Source organism: Spirobacillus cienkowskii, assembly GCF_037081835.1.
Classification (GTDB): Bacteria; Bdellovibrionota_B; Oligoflexia; order Silvanigrellales; family Silvanigrellaceae; genus Silvanigrella; species Silvanigrella cienkowskii.
Map to the genome: position 1 here is coordinate 1,875,300 of NZ_CP146516.1, position 18,417 is coordinate 1,893,716.

Below are 18,417 nucleotides of genomic sequence, written 5' to 3' on the forward strand. Positions count from 1 at the left end.
GATATTCTTTACTAACAGAACGATGTTAAAAAGGATATTTTTAAATGAAATATTTATTGCATATTTTTATTATTTTATTCATTTTTTCATGTGCAAAAAATAAAGAAAATTTAACCAGCGAAAATCTTAGAAAACCAGAAAATGATAACTATGAAAACAAGAACAATTTAAATAAACAGCAGAAAAATATTTACTTTGGCAAAAATGGTTCTGTATCTTTAAATACAGAAACAGACGAATATGTTATTACAAGCATTCCAGAAAATCTCCCAGACATTTCTATTCAACTCCCATTTAGCCTTATTTTTGATAGTCAGTTAACTGATTCTGTTTATAATACTAAAAGTTCTCTATTTCCTGCAAATAAATATTCTTTATTTAAAATCCCAGAAATAATTCCTTTTGATAAAGAACTTTCTGTTGAAAGCAGACCAGGAATTGGCAAATACGTTACTCTACAAATTTCTGGAAATATTGGCAATAAAAAAAATATCTCTTATTATATTTGTTACAACACAGAAAATTACAAACATGCAAAATTTAATTTTGTTATTCAAGAAACTGATGATTTTTACTCATACCCAATATGTGAAAAATATGAAAAATTAATTAACAATAGTATTGTTACTCCACTCAATATTGCGGCAGGGGATTATATGTTTTTAAACGTTTTAATGTTTAGAGCGTATGCAAAAGGGGAGTGCTATCCGGGTGTTGAAAATTGCAAAATATACTTTAAAACTGATATAAAGTATTATTTATCTTTATCATCAATTTGATTTATTTAAAATCATTTTATAATATGATTTTTTTTTATTTGTAAAATTAAGGTAGGATATTTTCTAATGAATTCTAAAAAAACAAGATTAGAATCAGTTGTAAAAGTTTCAAGCAAGGGACAAATTGTCATTCCAAAAAAATGGCGAAACGCAGTTAATATTTGCGAGGGCGAAAAGCTTATTATAAAAGTAAGAGAAGATCATGTTATTGAATTGATTCCTTTAAAAAAATCAATTGATGATCTTTTTAATTTTTTTGAAAAATCTTATGAAAATAATAAAAAAGATGACGAGAAATTGCTGCTTGAATTTTTTAAGAAAAAGTAATTTACGATAATTATGATAAAAATTAAATTTTCTATAGTTTTTAAATTTTAAAAACAAAAAAATTTATCGTTTTTTTGATATAAAATTAAAATTTTGGTTGCTTGACTAATTTTTTTGTAATAATTTGTTTTATGCAAAATAAACCTTGCAAAAAGCTAAAAAAATGGGAGCCCAAAAGCTCCCTAATTAGCATTAAATGCTTTCGAGCTTATCTCTTACTAAAACAAGCAGAGAATAAGACTTCTGATATGATATAAAACTTTTACTTTAGTATAACAAAATTGTCAACACCAAAAGGAACTCTCTCATGCTGCAAACAGAAACCACAAAAAAAACAACTGCAAATAATACGCTAGACACTAACAATTATACACTAGGCATCGACATGGGGGTTGCAAGCATTGGATATGCTATCATTGATGAATCCTCTAAAAAAATAATTCATATGGGAACACGTTGTTTTCCTTCTCCTGCAACCAATACCGACAACAATGCAGCGACAAGACGCCTTGCCCGGGCACAACGCCGAAACACAGCACGCAAAGTGATGCGGCGACATAAACTTTTTACTTATTTACAAAAACATTCTTTATTACCTCCCTTTACTCAAACACAATTAGAAATGCTCCATGCGCCCATACCAACAGAATTTTGCACCGTTGCTTCTAAAAGACGCGAAATGGTTAGAAGGTATGCACAATTAAGAAATCAAATTATGACAAGCCTCGATGCAACCCTTTTTAAAGAGTGGTTAAATTTTTTAGAGCACCGCCCTCATTATGCAAAAACTTATTTAAAAAAACTTCCAAATATTTTTATATACTTTTTAAGATCTATTGCACTTGACGAACAAATTGATAAATATTCTTTAGGCCGTATTATTTATTTTTTTGGTCAAAGAAAAGGTTTTTTAAGCAACCGTAAAAATTTAGCAAAAGAATTAGAAGATGAGAAAAAAAATAAAATTAGCTCAGCAGTTAATAGTCTTGCAGGCCACATACAAGAAACCAAATGTCGAACATTGGGGGAATATTTGGCCAAATATGTAGATATCAACAAAGAAACAATTAGAAAAAGATACACAGCAAGATCAATGTATACCCATGAATACAATTTAATTATCAGTTCTCAAAATAGTTTAGTAAATAAAATAAAAAATGAATTTGATGACAATAGTGTTTTTGACACAATTTACAAAATATTATTTTATCAAAGACCATTAAAATCTGTAAAAAAATTAATTGGAGGCTGTGAGTTAGAAGAGGTTTTATGTGGTAAAAAAAACATTAAAAGAGCAAAAAAATGTTTATTAACCTCGCAAGAATTTAGAATTTGGCAAAGTATAAATAACTTAAAAATTGTCTCAACGTCAAATGACCCATCAGAAAGAGAATTAAAACCTCATGAAAAAAATAGTATTTTTGATATTTGCCAAAAAAAGGCTGAAGTGAGTTTAGTTACATTAGCTAAAGATTTAAAACTTAAAAACGAAAAATTTAAAAATGATATGTATTTTAATAAAAATAAGAAAAAAAGTGAAGATAAAAATGCTCCAACAGAAAGAAGAATTATAGGAAATAAAACCTTATCTAAAATTGCGAGTACTTATAAAAAAATATTTGAATTAAGCAAATTAGAACAAGAAAAAATAATAAATGCAATTATAAGTTTTGATAACTCAGAAATTTTAAAAAAGTATTTTATAGAAAAAAAATCTATTCCAGAATTAGAGGCACAAAAACTCGCCAATATTTCTTTAGAAGATGGTTACTTAAACTATAGCAGCAAAGCAATCAAAAAACTTTTACCACATATGCAAAAAGGCGAAATGTTACACAAGGCTATAGTATCAGCAGGCTATGCAAACTCTAAAAATAATAAAATTCACGACCTTTTGCCTGCTTATGTCACAATAAACAAATATGGCAATAACCCTGCTGTGCTGCGATCTCTTTCGCAGTTGCGCCTTGTTGTGAATGCAATTATCAAAAAATATGGCAAACCTAAAATAATAAGGGTTGAGCTTGCCCGAGATCTTAAATTATCGAATCAAGAAAAAAGTAAAATTTTTAAACAAAACAACGCAAATAAATTAGAAAATGAAAAAATTACTACAGAACTCAACGAAAAAAAAATTAATGTCTCTGCTTCTAACATAGAAAAATACAGACTTTGGCAAGAATGCAACTACCAATGCCCTTATTCAGGAAATTGTATAGGATTTTTTGATTTATTTGGAGACAACCCAATATTTGATGTGGAGCACATTATACCACTGAGTAGAAGTTATGATGACTCTTTTGCCAATAAAACACTTTGTCGAAATGATATAAATCGTAACAAAAAACAAAATTACACTCCATTTGAGGCTTTTTCAATCACAGATCCTGATGAATACGAAAAAATTCTTATGCGTGTTGAAAAATTTAATTCTCCATTTAAATACAGAAAACTATTTCGCTTTAAAGAAAAAAATATTGATACAGAATTTATCGCCAGAATGCTCAATGACACACGGTATGCTTCAAAACTTGCAACGCAATATCTTGAGTTACTTTATGGTGGAATTGTTGATAGCGAACGCAGCCAGCGTGTTAGAGTTTCGTCGGGTCAGGTAACCGCAATTTTAAGAAAAAACTGGAAACTCAATAAACTGCTTTCGCAAGAAAATACCAAAACCAGACTTGACCACAGACATCATGCCATTGATGCGTTGGTGATTGCGCTCACCAACGAAAGTGCAATAAAATTGATTAATAAATCAGCGTCTCGTGGCGAATTTAAGTATGAAAACAGATTTTCAAAAATTGAAATAATTTGGCCTGATTTATTGCAGCAAACCCAAAAACATCTTAATAAAATGCTAATATCTTTTTATATTTCTCCTAAAATTAATGCGCTTCTCCATGAAGAGACAATATTAAGCAAAAAAAATGAGAATTTTTATTATAGAAAAAATATTAATGAAATTAAAAGCTATATAAATAATACAAAAAAATATGATAAATTTGTTTTAGATCCAGCTTTAACAAATATAATTAAAAATAAATACAACGAAAATATTTTAAGTCAAACCAAAATTACAAATACTAATACAGTTATTTTTGATCAAACCAAAATTGACACTCTCCCCTATTTAACTGTTAAAAACTCTTCAAACAAAACAAGCCCATTTGCCAAAGAAGCAAATGATAAAATTTATGTTAAATCATTTCGTAATAAAACTGATAATACAGAAAATTCTGTACTTGAAATTGGCACAGGCATTCAAAAAAGATATGTTGCAAAAAATTATTACCATCATATTTCTGTATTTTCTACTAATAAAAAAGACATACATGATATTATATTTAGCAAATATCTTGATGTTATGAACAGAAAAAAATCAGGACAAAAAATTATAGTAAAAAAACACCATAATGATCCAGAAGCAAAATTTTTATTTTATTTAAAAAAATCTGATATTTTTGAAATAGAAGAAAATGGAGTCAAACAATATTATATAATCATAGGTTTTGAAGCAGATAATAGAATAAAATACTCTCACATATATGATGCTCAAAAAAAACCTACTAGAAAAAGCATCAATAATTTATTAAAAATGAAATTTAAAAAACTTAAAATTTCGCCTTTAGGAGAAATTTTACAGTAAGCAGTTTATTTTATGTATTGTAGGGAATAAGACTTCTGATATGATTGTAACGCTCTCCCTTAAAAACCCAATTTGGCTGGAACTTGCAGGGAATAAGACTTCTGATATGATTCAGAAACTATCGAATGATTTACAATCACCCGCTGGAACTTGCAGGGAATAAGACTTCTGATATGATTGCCATTATCAACTCTTCGACCGCTATCTGGCTGGAACTTGCAGGGAATAAGACTTCTGATATGATAATTTTTAGTGAAAGCAGGAAGTGGACTTGGCTGGAACTTGCAGGGAATAAGACTTCTGATATGATTTTTAGACCAATCTGCTTGTCCTTTTTTTTGCTGGAACTTGCAGGGAATAAGACTTCTGATATGATTAAGCGCGTGATGCGTCTCTATCAACTTTAGCTGGAACTTGCAGGGAATAAGACTTCTGATATGATACCAACTGTTAAGCTTCCTTTCTGTAGTTCGCTGGAACTTGCAGGGAATAAGACTTCTGATATGATTGTTGCTGTTTGATTAAAATCGCCTGTATCGCTGGAACTTGCAGGGAATAAGACTTCTGATATGATAGACCCGTCAATAACTTACTAATTATTGACGGGATTTTTTTATTTTTAGAGCTAAAAAAGGAGTATTTCGGGTAGTGGTTCTTCTGTTTTTTCTTTGTTTTTTCCAAAAAATACTTTTTGCTTACCAAATTGCCTGTCTGTCACCAGCAACAGCCTAACCTGCCCAGATGGCGGTAATCGTTCTTCAATAAATTTTTGAGTACTTATACTTGCATCTTCGCTCGGAAAGTAAATTGCATACACAGAGTACTGCAACATACTAAATCCTTTTGATATGAGTAATTTTCTAAATTTTGCATAGGCTTTTCTTTGTTTTTTAGTTTTGGTTGGCAAGTCAAATAAAGCAAACAACCACACAGCAGAATACGCTCCAGAAATTTTTACCAAACTCATAATGTTATTTTCTTAATGTAATTTATTAAAATATTATTTTATTAAATTCGGAAGAAATAAGCTTACTTGTCCTGTAACAAATGCCTTGCTCAAAGATTGCGCTGACAAGGTAATAATATCCTGCAGCTGGCGCTCTTCTTGATCAACAGTAAATTTTTTATATAATACTGCAATCAGCCTTTGTTTAATGTCTTGCGTTAATTTATTTTCAGTAAAGTTTTCTGCTTCTACAATTAAAAAAACCTCTCGGTCAATAATAGGACGAAATGGTTCCATTAAATCATCTGCCAAACAAAAAGGATTGTATTTCCCTTTATGAAATACACCAATTGATGGGTTTAATCCGCAAGCACACAAACTCCTCGCTACCACAGCTCTAAGCACGGCATACCCATAATTTAAAAACATATTTTCATTTTCTGCTGTAATATCTCTTTTAAATTGTTTATTTTTACAAATGTTTTTCCAGTATATAATTGCTGCTTGCGCTTCTAAATTACCCTCGTCACCACTTTTTACTTTTTTACACAAATCTAAAAGCCCAAAATGCTCTTCTCTTCTGTTTAAAAGTAAATAGCCTTGGGCTTCAATTTTTTTAGCAATAATTTTTTTCCAAAGTTGCTTTTTAAAAGGAAGGGTTGCAAGAATTTGTTTAGCAAAACGCTGCGTTTGCACCGAGTGTGCCACCAAAGGTAACAGCATCCCAATAGGCATATGTTTGGTATCACAGCAAACAAATATACACCCGTATTCTGCTAATTTTGCTAATACAGCGTGCGTATAATTTACCGCTGGCGATGAGACAATAAGCGCAGAGATTTCTGCAAACGGGACTGTAACTTTATTACTGGATTCTATGACCAAAAGCTCACTAAAAGAAGAAAGCCTTACATTTTGTATAGAAATATCAATAATTCTCTTAATCATTACAATTAATGGGAAATTTTTTTAATAAAATGCGAGGAAATACTTTTAACATTTGCCTCATCAAACACGTCGCAGGCCAATTGAAAATCATCAATATCTAAAAAACCTTTTTCATTGAGCACGTCTTTAAGTTTATGAAACGAATCCACCAACATAGCATTTTGATCCAATAGACCGTCCATTTCGGCTCTTAGCTTGCACACCTCGCCACCTATTCTTGTAATGCTATCTAAAATTTGCTCTATTTGTTTGACCAAGTTTGAATTGAAACTGTGATCATCAGCAATATTAGTCAAAGTGTCCAAATCAAGAGCGTAGCCATCTAAATTTTCGTCTGCAAACTCATCAAATAATTCTTGAGGGGTGTTAGACATTTCACTTCCTTCCACTTAGCGTCTACATTGTGCTCTATTTCAGATCTTTCTACTTGTCGGAAGGGAATAAATTGAAATAAGAGGAAAGAATTGGTTGTCTGTCTCTAAAATTGGCGCAGCTCCACAATGTATGTTAAATGTCTGTTGGTTTTTAGCTGTTTTTATTTTGTTTGAAAGGATAAATTCTGAATCATGTTAAATATTCTCAAGTCTCTCTTTGGAACGAAAAACGATCGAGAATTGCGTAAAATTGCACCTATTCTAACAAAAATAAACTTACTCGAATCTCATTTAGAAAAGCTGACAGATTCTGAGCTTAAAGCCAAAACAGATGAGTTTAAAACACGTCATAAAAGCGGTGAAAGCATTGATAGCCTTTTGCCAGAGGCTTTTGCTGTAGTCAGAGAGGCCAGTAAACGTAGCTTAGGAAAAAGACATTTTGATGTGCAGTTAATTGGCGGCTATGTTTTACATCAAGGCAAAATTGCCGAAATGCGCACCGGCGAAGGAAAAACTCTTACCGCTACGGCACCAGTTTACCTCAACGCGTTATCAGGAAAAAACGTTCATGTTGTCACAGTCAACGAGTATCTTGCCTCTACGCAATCTGAAGAAATGGGAAAATTATATAGTTTCTTAGGACTAACGACTGGCTGCATTTTTTCTGGAATGTCTGATGAAGAACGCCAAAAAGCCTATGCCTGTGATGTTACCTACGCAACCAACAATGAACTTGGTTTTGATTACTTACGAGATAATATGAAAGTTCGTTTAGAAGACTTTGTGCAACGCGGACATCATTTTGCCATTGTTGACGAAGTGGATTCTATTTTAATTGATGAAGCACGTACCCCACTGATTATTAGTGGCCCATCCGACACCTCATCAGACAAGTATGTTGTTGCCAATAATGCGGTGAGAGGATTGCGCAAAGAACTCGATTACACTGTTGACGAAAAATCACGTTCCTGTGCATTAACCGAAGCCGGCATTGCAAAAGTTGAAAAACGCCTCAATATCGAAAATCTTTTTGATCCAGAAAATAACGAGTTGGTGCATGCTTGCAACAATGCGTTACGAGCGCTTGTCTTATTTAGACGTGATGATCACTATATTGTACAACAAGGTCAAATTATTATTGTCGATGAATTTACAGGCCGCTTAATGCAAGGCAGACGCTTCTCTGATGGCCTGCACCAAGCCTTAGAAGCCAAAGAAAATGTACCAATTCAACCAGAAAACCAAACCCTTGCTCAAGTCACATTACAAAACTACTTTCGTATGTATGACAAGCTATCAGGTATGACAGGAACAGCAGATACTGAAGCCGTAGAATTTCATAACATTTATAAACTCAACGTTGTGGTCATTCCAACCAACCGCCCGATGGTTCGTAAAGATCATGATGATGTGTTATTTGTAAAACAATCTGTTAAATTTACAGCCGTTGCCGATGAAATTGAGCGCGTTCATAAAACAGGACAACCTATTTTGGTTGGTACAGTGAGTATTGAAAAAAGCGAACAGTTATCAAAACTGCTCAACGAGAAAAAAATCCCGCATCAAGTATTAAACGCAAAACACCACGAACAAGAAGCTTTAATCATTGCGCAAGCAGGACAAAAAGGCAAAGTGACCCTTTCTACCAACATGGCAGGGCGCGGTACAGATATTATTCTTGGCGCAGGAGTTGCAGAACTTGGCGGACTTTACGTCATTGGTACCGAACGCCACGAAAGCCGTCGTATTGACAATCAGTTGCGTGGACGTTCTGGACGCCAAGGCGATCCTGGTGCTAGCAAGTTTTTCTTATCATGGGAAGATGAGCTCATGCGCCGCTTTAATAATAAAGCCAACCAATTTATTATGGAACGCTTTGTTGGTGACGAAGCCATTCATGATCCAAGGCTCACAAAAGTCATTAGCAAAGTGCAAAAACGGGTTGAAGGATTTAACTACGATATTAGAAAACAACTTCTCCAATATGATGATGTGTTAAATCAACAACGCAAAACCATTTATGCAGCGCGCATGAGAATTTTACGCAAAGAAAATGTAAAAGACATTTTAACAGGCGAACCTGTTATAAAGTTTGCCCATACAATATGTGATGACTTTATACCGCCATCTGGCTTGCCAGGAGAAATGGTCACAATTGACTTTAAAAACTTGGAACGCGTATTGTTTAGAAATTTTAATAAAGCTATCCCATTTTCAAATACAGAAAGAGCTAAAAACGAACTCACTCGCGAAGAGTTTTATCAGCTTATTACGCAAAAACTCATTCAAGAGTACGAAGAAAAAGAAAAACTGTTTGGCACTGAGCAAATGCGCGATATTGAACGCTGGGTCATGCTGCAAACAATTGACTCGTGGTGGAAAGATCATTTATTAAATATCGATCACTTAAAAGATGGTATTGGCTTACGTGGTTATGCACAAAAAGATCCGCTGCAAGAATATAAAAATGAAGCTTTTGAATTATTTATAAGACTTATTGCTGCTATAAAGCAAGATACTCTGCAAATGATTTATAGAGTGCAGCCTAATTTAGCTGAAAAATTTGTGGCAGAGGCGCGTGAAGAAGCTGAAAAAAAATCAAAAAATGAGCTTAAAAATTCGAACTTAAAACACGATGATCCCAAACGCTTAATGCAACCTACTACTTAATATCTAAAAAAAATTTATTATTTTAAATACTTTTAAAATTTTGTTTTTACCAGAAACGAACGTAAAGCCCCGACTTCTAAAGTTGGGGCTTTATGATAAATTTAAGTATAAAACACTCTTTGACTCCCTTTTGATTTACCACTCTGTAAAAACTGAATCAATTCTTTACTATTTAAGGCATTTGTTAAATTTTTTTTAATTAATGATTCATTCGGATAATTAATATTAGTTTTTGTAAAATCTAAAAAACCAAAACTCAAATCACTTGTTTGATATTTGAGTTGGGAAGTATTCAAAGTAAATGACATTGTAAAACAAATATTATTTTCTAACTTAACTTTAGAGCTATTGCTTTTATTTAAAATTTGATAATTTTCAAATAAATGAATGCAAATAAATAAATATTCATGTGAGTTAGTTTTTTCTATAAATAAATATTTCATTGAAAAATCTAATTTAATATAATAATTAGAGGCCATATATGAGTCTAAAAAAATCTCTAAATTAAATATTTCATTTTGATTACAAAAATCCATACAAAAATTTATAAATATTGCATCGCAATTCTGAGTTACAGATTCAAGATTCGATTTTAGTGCATCATTATGAATTAACACTCTATTTTGATTTGAATCAAAAGTTTTATAATTTGCAATATTTTTTAAAGAGTTAAACTCTTCAAAATTTTTGTTGCAACTTTTAGAAATAATTTTTTGGTTATAAACAACTATTTTCCTCTTCCAATCTGTAAAAGTTGCTAAAGTATTTTTTTTGAGACCACAAAAAAATAAATCCGCAATTTTTGCAACACCATTAGTAATAGTAATACTTTTGTAATAAATGTAATATTGCATTAGGACACTATTTTTTGAAAGTTGTTTAATTATACCAGAATAAATATAAGAAATGGTTTCAACACTTTTAAAGTTATTATCCGAATTCTTATTATTATAAAAGTCGAGCACAAATTGATGTATTTTTAAATCATCCGCAAAAATAACAAATTCATTTATTTTTTTTTGCGCAAATTTTGTATCCTTATAAATATATTCAATTAAAAAAAATATCCAGTAACTTTTACTTTTCAAACTGTATTTTTTATTCAAAAATAATTTATTAAAATCCAATAGTTTAATTAAAAATTGAGAAACAAAAATTCTCTTATCGTAAAACTTTGAAGACGAATTTGTTACAAAGTTTTCACATAAAGATTTATCAGATTTTTCTTGCTGATTTAATAGTAAAGCCTTTTTAGTATTAAGAAATAATAAATATTTTTTACAACTTTCGATTATAATATTTTCATAGAAATATTGTGTTGTAAGAGATTGAATTTCAAATTTTAATGACTTTATTTTTATTTTAAATGAACAGTAATTTCCTCCGTAATTATTAATCAGACGTTGAAACATTTTTCTAAAGTTAGATATGTTACGAATAGAAAACTGCTCAATCCCTTTATTTGGATAATAAAATACTAAATGAGGCTCATTAAACCTTGCATATAAAAAAATTCCATATATTTTTTTTGAATTTGAAACTTCTTGAATATAATAAAAATAAGAATAATCTAAATTTTTATATATTGAAAAACATTCTATATCTTGTTCTAATTTTCTCAAAAAAGGGGCTTCATGCTGAGTATGACAATGAGTCGATACAATTCGCAAATTTCTATCCTGCACAACAGAATAAATAAGCGAGGTTGATCTTAATAAAAAATCGTTAATTTTATCTTCACCAAACAATACATCTGCATCGTTTTCTTCTAAAAAATTTTCGAGCGTCGCAGGATTTAATTCTACAAAATTTGTTAGTTCTTTTTTTTGTCCTGTTATATTATAAAGCGTATAAAGATCTTTTAGATTTGCGGCGGTATTATTATATTTGTCATATTTTTTTTGAATTTCTCTGGCTTCATTTTCATACCTTAATCGTTCTTCATTTGACATTGCATCTAAGTTTGGCCCCGATGTATCAAAATGGTATGTTTTTTCAAATTCAATACGCCTACGGTTGATACTATCAACTTTCTTTTGAATTTTACTAGGAACATAGCTATTATTCATTATACTAAAACGTTGTTCTTGGATATGCTCAGAATAAGATGCAAAGCTTGAATTGTTTTCTTTATAATAAAGATCAAACTCTAAAAGATCACCATTTTTTTGAAAATCTTCTTTAATAAATTTAAGAAATAAAGTAACAGACAAAAAATCATTACAAGATTTTAATTTATTTGTTGCTAAACTATCAGTACAGTTAGATTTTTCATTATTTTCCATAATAATTAAAAACTCTCCATAACAAAATATTTATAAGTAAATTATAAATATTTTGTTAATATATACAATTTAATTATAAATTCAAAGCAAATTTTAATTTTAATATTAAAATCACAAAAACAACTAATATAAACAATGTTATTTTTACAATTAAATTATATTATTTAATTGTATAACTTTTATTCATAATTATTTAAATTTCAGTATATTAATCAATTTTTTCAGTATTAAAAATAAGAACTATTTTTGAGAGTTTAGATAATATTGAGCAATTACAATAAAAAATCTTGGGTGTTTTTTGAGCTTGAAATATAATGATTTTTTATTTTACAGCTATCTGTTATTGAAAATTCTAGATCATAAACTAAATTTTTTATATTTAAGTTTATCCAACGAAATTTTTCTGCTTTTACGGTTTCGATCGAAACATTTAATAAATAAATCAAATTTCTCATTGTATATGAAGACTTACACTCAAAAAGAGTGTTTTTATCTGAATCTAAAGAAATATTAAACTTTATATCATATTTACTTAATGTATTTTTAAAATAGTAGTTAATTACATACATTAATTCTTTAATTTTAATTGGTTTAAATTTTTTGTTTGATTTATTAATTTTAAAAAATAATTTAATTAATTTACTAGTTTTATGCTTTGAAATAATTTTTTTAGACACTTTTCCTTCAGCCAAAACATATTTTTTATAACAAGGGTTATTCTTTATTATGTTTAATCTTCTCAATTCGAGTTTTTGAACAATTCGATTGGCCAAGTATTGCAAATATAAAATTTGACTCTCAGATAAATGATTGATCTTGTTATCCATAATACATAAGGACCCAATTGTATTACCATCATTTGTAATTAACGGGACCGCAGCATAAAAACGGATATAAGAACTCCTAAAAACAAAAGAGTTTTTTATTAAATTTTTATCGCATAACGTATCGTTTACAATAACTGGAGTATCATGAACAAAATTAAAACATTGAAAATCAACTTTATTTTTTACAAATTGATTGTCTAATCCAACAACAGACTTCACTATCAAAGAATCATGACTAACAAAACTTATAAACGCAATCGGACAATTTAAAGTTTTTGCTGCCAAAAAGGTAAATTCAGAATATTCATTTTCAGGAAAATATTCGTTAATATTATAACTATGCAAAAATTGCTTTATATTATTATCTATTGTTGAACAAATATTTTTATCCTCAAAAAAAAATCTTTTTTTAACTATCATTACTTAATTCCCTAAAAAATGTTTAATTGATTTCAAATATCTATTTTTTAGTAAACTTTAAGAAAAAAACTAAATTTTAGCATTCGCACATTTTAATAAAATTTAATTAGATATTATAACAATGCATGAAATATAAAATAGTTTATACTTAAAACAACATGTAAATCCATACACATTTAATATATTAACAATTTGAAAAAAATATGCAAGGAAATAACCTTTATTTAAATAAAAAACAAATACAATAACCATTTATGAAGCAATAAAAAATCAAATTTATTAAAATATAAATTTTAATTTTTATAATTTTTAAAATTATAGTTAATTAAATAAATCAAAAAAAATTCTCAATTATCAATAAAATTGTAAAAAACAATAAATAATTTTTCTGTTCCAAAACAAGTATTCGTAAATACTAGAAAATATTTCTTTGAGAAAACATTTTATCTAATATTCTATAATTCATAATAGAATTTATAATTTTTTCATCAATTCCTATTTCTGGAAATAACAAATTAAAAGAATTAACAAGGTTAATTATCTTTTCTTGTCCTCGTAAAGAACAACTGTTAAAATCAACATTATTTTGTAAAAAATTCATTGCATTAAATTTATCGACTTCTTGCCCCAATTCTTTACCTCCTAAACTCATGATTCGAAGAAAATGTCTTGAAAAATACGATAGATTACCATTTTTAAAAATATTATTGAGTTGCTGTACAAAAGGATCTTTTAAGTCAACTTCTGGTTGGTAAGGTTCTGCCCAAACTTGTAAACAAAATCTATCCAGTAATGGTTCACTAATTTTTTGTAAATATTTTCGACTTTCTCTGGGATGACAACGACAAGCCTTTTTATTTGAAAATAAAAAACCACAAGCGCAAGGATTTGTTGTCGCACACAATTGAAAATTTGCGGGATAGCGAATATTTCCACCAGCACGAGATAAAAATACCTGCTTTGCATCAAGTGGTTCCCTTAACGACTCTAAACTTGACGAAGAGAACTCTGCCAACTCATCTAAAAACAACACTCCGCAATGCGCCAAAGACACTTCTCCTGGCTTTAAGCTACTGCCTCCAATAAGAGCAGCAGGAGTTGCCGAATGGTGAGGACAACGCAACGGTCTTGCAACATCTTCAACAACAGAGTGAATAAGTTTAATATCAAGTTTTTCTCTTTCTGTTAATGGATTCAATAATTTTAAAATTTTTTGCAATGCAAAACTTTTGCCAACACCAGGCTCTCCTGCAATCAAAATATGATGTTGTCCAACAGATGCAACAAGTAATGCTACACAAATTCTAGGATTTTTTAACAAAATTGTGATTATACTTTCTACTTCTTTTACTCTTTCTAAAAACTCAGTTTCAGAATTATTATTTATTTCATCTTCAATTTGTGAATCCATTTTATCTCTATTAGATAAATTTATTTTTAGTAATTCAGGATTTTTTATTTCTTTTCGACTATTATACCAATCTTTTAAATTATAAAAAAACTCAATTTTATGCTGTATCGACAAACTTAAATATTCTTTTGCAGACACAGGTAAGCACAAACTTGGATATATTTCTGAATTTAATAAAATTGATTGGTAAATTAATGGATTTTGTAGTTCCTTTAGTTCGCCTGATAAAGAAAGCTCACCCGCTAAATATTGTTTTTCTGGGAAAAACAATGGTGCACTATTTTGATTCTCTTGATGCAACGCATAAATTATTGAAGCAGCAACAGCAAAATCAAGTTGCGATAAAGACAATCTTGAAATCTTGGCTAACTCACTTGGTGTAATATTCACAACAATTCGCCTTGCAGGAATTTGAATCCCTATGCTTTCTAATGCCGAACGGACTCTTTCTCGCATGTCTCGAGTTGCTTCAGCACTGAGCCCCAAGATACTCAGTCCAGAAAAACCGCTGCCAATGACGGTTTCAATTTCAAGAGTGACAACGTCAACCCCAACTAGCAAACACGAATAAGTTTTTACCATAAGCTTTAAGTCCTTATTTTTTGAGAAATCTGCTCTCATCAAATACAAGACTTTTCAATACGCAAATTGTTATTGCATAATAAAGGAATGCATAATAAATGAACGAAAACGTTAATTTGTGAACGATTTACGGACAAAGACCCACTGAATTTTTAAATATAAATAACTAATTTAACTAGATAAGTTCAATTCTTAAGTTTAATATAAAACTTCCGATACATTAAGAAGCTGACAATTTTGAGGACCCCTAACATGAGCAAGACAATTTTAATTGTCGATGATGTACCAACAATCAGAAATCTTGTGAAATTTGCTCTTTCTAAGGCTGGGTTTTCTATTATCGAAGCAGAAGATGGTTCAGTTGGGTTGTCATTAATTAAAACACAAAACATTGATTTGGTTATTTCAGAACTGCATATGCCTGTTATGGGGGGTTTTGATTTAGCAAAAGCAATAAAAGCAGACCCTAAAATTCGACATGTTCCTATATTTATTTTGACAAAAGATCCCAATCCTGAAGATGCGCAACAAGGTAAAGAAATAGGAGTCAATGCCTGGATTATTAAACCTTTTGTACCTGATAAATTACTAGCAGCTGTAAAAAAAGCGTTGAGTTAAAAATTAAAACATATTTTTAAGCTCTTCATACCCACCTGGTTGCAAATATCTTGTTAATTTATAACCCTTATGAATTAAAAATGTTTCCGCTCTTTCTGCTCGCGCACCTGAGCGACAATAAATAAAAACTTCTTTATCTTTTGCTATTTCTGAAAATCTTGATTCAAATACAGACATAGGAATATTGATGGCATCCTTAAGCATACCTGATGTGCATTCTGAAGGTTCTCTAATATCTAATAAAACTTTTTTTTTGCTATCCCCAGTATGATACATTTTTACAAACTCTTCGCAGTTTAGCTTCATATACTTCCTCATAATTGAATCTAATTAAAAATATATTAAAACTATATCTTTAAAATTTTGCTGATATAGTTCAATGTAAAGAGAAAACCTTTCACTCTCTTATCTGAGGGGCGCAATATGCCATCAAGTATTCTACAAAAATTTAGAAATGTTGGAAGACTCACCCACATTGTTAATATTTTAGCACGTTACGGTTTTAAACGAGAAATTCAACGCACCGAACTCGGCGATCTTCTTCATACCAATAAAAACGAGTCAGAACCTTTGATTCATCCATCGCACACTCATTTATCTCGAGCTAAAAGACTTGCAATGGCTTTTGAAGAACTTGGCCCCACATTTGTAAAACTGGCACAATTACTCTCTATGCGAGAGGATCTGCTTCCTAAAAGTTATGTTTATGAATTTAAAAGATTATGTGACAAAGTCAAACCCATCGCTTTTAAAGTTGTTGAAAAAACATTAGAAAACGAACTTACTCCCCAATTACTTGAAGAAATTGAATTTTTTGATCCCAAACCGCTTGGTTCTGCTAGCATTGGTCAAGTGCATCGCGCCAAACTAAAAAATGGTGAGCATGTTGTCTTTAAAATTCAAAAACCAGAAGTCGATAATTTGATCAATAACGATCTTGCAATTTTAATGGCAATTGCAACAATTCTCGAAACAGCATTACCAGAACTTAAACTTCTTAGACCAACATTAATTATTAGTGAATTAAAACGTTCTCTGTTAAATGAGCTTGATTACTCACGTGAAGCAGCAAACACAGAACGTATGCGACAATTTTTTAAAAATAATAATAATATTGAAATTCCAATAATCAATTATAAATTTTGTACATCAAAAATTTTATGTATGAGCGAAATTCAGGGAACTAAATTAACCGAAGGGATTGAGCTTAATGATAAAGATAAAATAGCAAAAATTGGGATTGAAGCGTTTTTAGAGATGACGTTTGAATTTGGTATTTTTCATGGCGATCTCCATCCCGGAAACTTTATTTTAATTAAAGATAATAAACTTGGAATTATTGATTTTGGAATTACCGTTCGCTTAAAAAAAGATTTGCGCAACACTCTTGCATTTATGTTTTATTCCCTAGGAAAACATGACATCGAAACCTGTGCAAGGCTATTTGTCGAGTTAACAGAAAATGATGATTTGTCTCATAGCTCTCAGCTTGAGTCAGAAATTTTAGAAATTCTCGACCACATTGTCACAATGCCTCATCAAGATTTTCAATTAGGCAAAACATTAATGAAAATTGCTCGCGTGTCTGCAAAATGGAATGCTCCTTTAGAAAGAGAATTGATTTTATTCTTTCGAGCATTAATGGCACTTGAAATTTTTGCAAAAAGCGTACAACCCAGATTTAAAATTTTAGAATTTGCACTCTCTTACTATGAAGATCATAAACTATTGCAATTCAATAAAAATTGGCTCGAAAAAAACCTTGGACTTGCAATGCATGATTCTGGAGCATTTTTAAAAGATCTCCCCATCACACTTAGAATTTTGGCAAAAAAATTACAGAGTGGCTCGCTTTCCTTTCAAGTAAAATGCGATGATATTGTATACTTATCTCGTGAAGTTGACAGGGCATCAAATAGACTTAGCCTTGCTATCCTACTCGGTGCAATTGTACTTGGCAGTAGTATTGCTACTTATGGAAAACAAGGTAGACTATACGACTTCCTAGCATCAGTGGGTCTTATTGGCTTTGGAATTGCCTTATTACTAGGATTATGGCTGATTATCGAAATTATTCGATCAGGAAGATTTAAGTAGAGGATTATGACACCTGGGTTTTGCGTTGATATTTGGCTCTGTTACGGAAGCTTCTCCTATGGGTTTGAAAGCCAAATCCATGATTATGGAGAACACGAAGTTGCATTATCTCTTCAAGCCCAATCAGATGAACACGCTCAAGAAATGGAGTCTTTTTTTGAAAAACTCGTTGAAAAGCCAAAAGGTTTGTTGCGTGTTGAACTACGTGTTTATGGACCAGACAAAATTTTTAAACGCCATAATATCCATAGCCCTATTTACTTGTTTACAGACATGGTTCCAAGGCAAGGGGCAAAGCAAGGCTGCTCACCAATTTTAAAGTTTTTTTCCATAAAAGGCATTTCTCCAATCAATTCTGAAAACTGGAAAAAACTTGTCCGTCAAATTTGGAGTCAAAGATAACAAAAATTTGTAAAAAGAGATAATATTATAATAAATATTGTCACATTCTGTTTTTGTATGCGCTATGTGCCGTTTTCTT

14 protein-coding genes and 1 CRISPR repeat array are annotated in these 18,417 nt (G+C 30.5%); of the genes, 7 read left to right on the forward strand and 7 right to left on the reverse strand.

What is annotated here, in order from left to right; translation table 11 throughout:
• Window positions 1-44: 44 nt before the first annotated feature.
• The 3 genes from Spiro2_RS08310 to cas9 all read left to right on the forward strand — a co-directional run bounded on the left by Spiro2_RS08310 (window position 45) and on the right by cas9 (window position 4,758).
• Window positions 45-779, forward strand: a complete 735-nt coding sequence (locus tag Spiro2_RS08310) for a hypothetical protein (RefSeq protein ID WP_338635253.1) — start codon at window positions 45-47, stop codon at window positions 777-779.
• Window positions 780-845: 66 nt separating this feature from the next.
• Window positions 846-1,106, forward strand: a complete 261-nt coding sequence (locus tag Spiro2_RS08315) for an AbrB/MazE/SpoVT family DNA-binding domain-containing protein (protein WP_338635254.1) — start codon at window positions 846-848, stop codon at window positions 1,104-1,106.
• 307 nt (window positions 1,107-1,413) lie between these two features.
• Window positions 1,414-4,758: a type II CRISPR RNA-guided endonuclease Cas9 gene (gene cas9, locus Spiro2_RS08320; protein WP_338635255.1), complete on the forward strand. Its 3,345-nt coding sequence runs from the start codon at window positions 1,414-1,416 to the stop codon at window positions 4,756-4,758.
• A 75-nt stretch (window positions 4,759-4,833) separates the two neighbouring features.
• A CRISPR array of direct repeats spans window positions 4,834-5,332; the repeat unit is 36 nt; unit sequence GCTGGAACTTGCAGGGAATAAGACTTCTGATATGAT.
• Between the two features lie 51 nt (window positions 5,333-5,383).
• On the opposite strand, the gene cas2 is transcribed toward cas9, so the two are convergent.
• Genes cas2 through Spiro2_RS08335 form a run of 3 tightly spaced genes read right to left on the reverse strand, consistent with a single transcriptional unit; the run spans window position 5,384 to window position 7,026 of the window.
• Window positions 5,384-5,725 carry a CRISPR-associated endonuclease Cas2 gene (cas2, locus tag Spiro2_RS08325; protein ID WP_338635256.1) on the reverse strand — a complete coding sequence of 114 codons (342 nt, stop codon included), beginning with the start codon at window positions 5,723-5,725 and terminating at the stop codon, window positions 5,384-5,386.
• A gap of 33 nt (window positions 5,726-5,758) precedes the next feature.
• Window positions 5,759-6,652, reverse strand: a complete 894-nt coding sequence (cas1, locus tag Spiro2_RS08330) for a type II CRISPR-associated endonuclease Cas1 (RefSeq protein WP_338635257.1) — start codon at window positions 6,650-6,652, stop codon at window positions 5,759-5,761.
• Window positions 6,653-6,657: 5 nt separating this feature from the next.
• Window positions 6,658-7,026, reverse strand: coding sequence for a hypothetical protein (locus Spiro2_RS08335; RefSeq protein WP_338635258.1), 369 nt, complete (start codon window positions 7,024-7,026; stop codon window positions 6,658-6,660).
• A gap of 192 nt (window positions 7,027-7,218) precedes the next feature.
• On the opposite strand from Spiro2_RS08335, the gene secA reads away from it, so the two are divergent.
• Window positions 7,219-9,696 (forward strand): preprotein translocase subunit SecA, encoded by a 2,478-nt coding sequence (gene secA / locus Spiro2_RS08340; RefSeq protein ID WP_338635259.1) that lies wholly within the window; start codon window positions 7,219-7,221, stop codon window positions 9,694-9,696.
• 101 nt (window positions 9,697-9,797) lie between these two features.
• Here secA and Spiro2_RS08345 read toward each other — a convergent pair whose 3' ends face one another.
• The 3 genes from Spiro2_RS08345 to Spiro2_RS08355 form a co-directional block, all read right to left on the reverse strand.
• The gene (locus tag Spiro2_RS08345; RefSeq protein ID WP_338635261.1) at window positions 9,798-11,981 is read right to left on the reverse strand and encodes a hypothetical protein; all 2,184 of its coding nucleotides are present in this window, start codon (window positions 11,979-11,981) and stop codon (window positions 9,798-9,800) included.
• A 272-nt stretch (window positions 11,982-12,253) separates the two neighbouring features.
• The gene (locus Spiro2_RS08350; RefSeq protein ID WP_338635262.1) at window positions 12,254-13,228 is read right to left on the reverse strand and encodes a GAF domain-containing protein; all 975 of its coding nucleotides are present in this window, start codon (window positions 13,226-13,228) and stop codon (window positions 12,254-12,256) included.
• Window positions 13,229-13,643: 415 nt separating this feature from the next.
• Window positions 13,644-15,221 carry an ATP-binding protein gene (locus Spiro2_RS08355; protein WP_338635263.1) on the reverse strand — a complete coding sequence of 526 codons (1,578 nt, stop codon included), beginning with the start codon at window positions 15,219-15,221 and terminating at the stop codon, window positions 13,644-13,646.
• Between the two features lie 252 nt (window positions 15,222-15,473).
• On the opposite strand from Spiro2_RS08355, the gene Spiro2_RS08360 reads away from it, so the two are divergent.
• Window positions 15,474-15,839, forward strand: a complete 366-nt coding sequence (locus Spiro2_RS08360; protein ID WP_338635265.1) for a response regulator — start codon at window positions 15,474-15,476, stop codon at window positions 15,837-15,839.
• 3 nt (window positions 15,840-15,842) lie between these two features.
• Here the strand turns inward: Spiro2_RS08360 and Spiro2_RS08365 are convergent, their stop codons facing one another.
• The gene (locus Spiro2_RS08365) at window positions 15,843-16,145 is read right to left on the reverse strand and encodes a rhodanese-like domain-containing protein (RefSeq protein WP_338635267.1); all 303 of its coding nucleotides are present in this window, start codon (window positions 16,143-16,145) and stop codon (window positions 15,843-15,845) included.
• Window positions 16,146-16,262: 117 nt separating this feature from the next.
• On the opposite strand from Spiro2_RS08365, the gene Spiro2_RS08370 reads away from it, so the two are divergent.
• Window positions 16,263-17,936: an ABC1 kinase family protein gene (locus Spiro2_RS08370; protein WP_338635268.1), complete on the forward strand. Its 1,674-nt coding sequence runs from the start codon at window positions 16,263-16,265 to the stop codon at window positions 17,934-17,936.
• Window positions 17,937-17,942: 6 nt separating this feature from the next.
• Complete coding sequence (locus tag Spiro2_RS08375) at window positions 17,943-18,338, forward strand: hypothetical protein (RefSeq protein ID WP_338635270.1); 396 nt, start codon at window positions 17,943-17,945, stop codon at window positions 18,336-18,338.
• Window positions 18,339-18,417 lie beyond the last annotated feature (79 nt).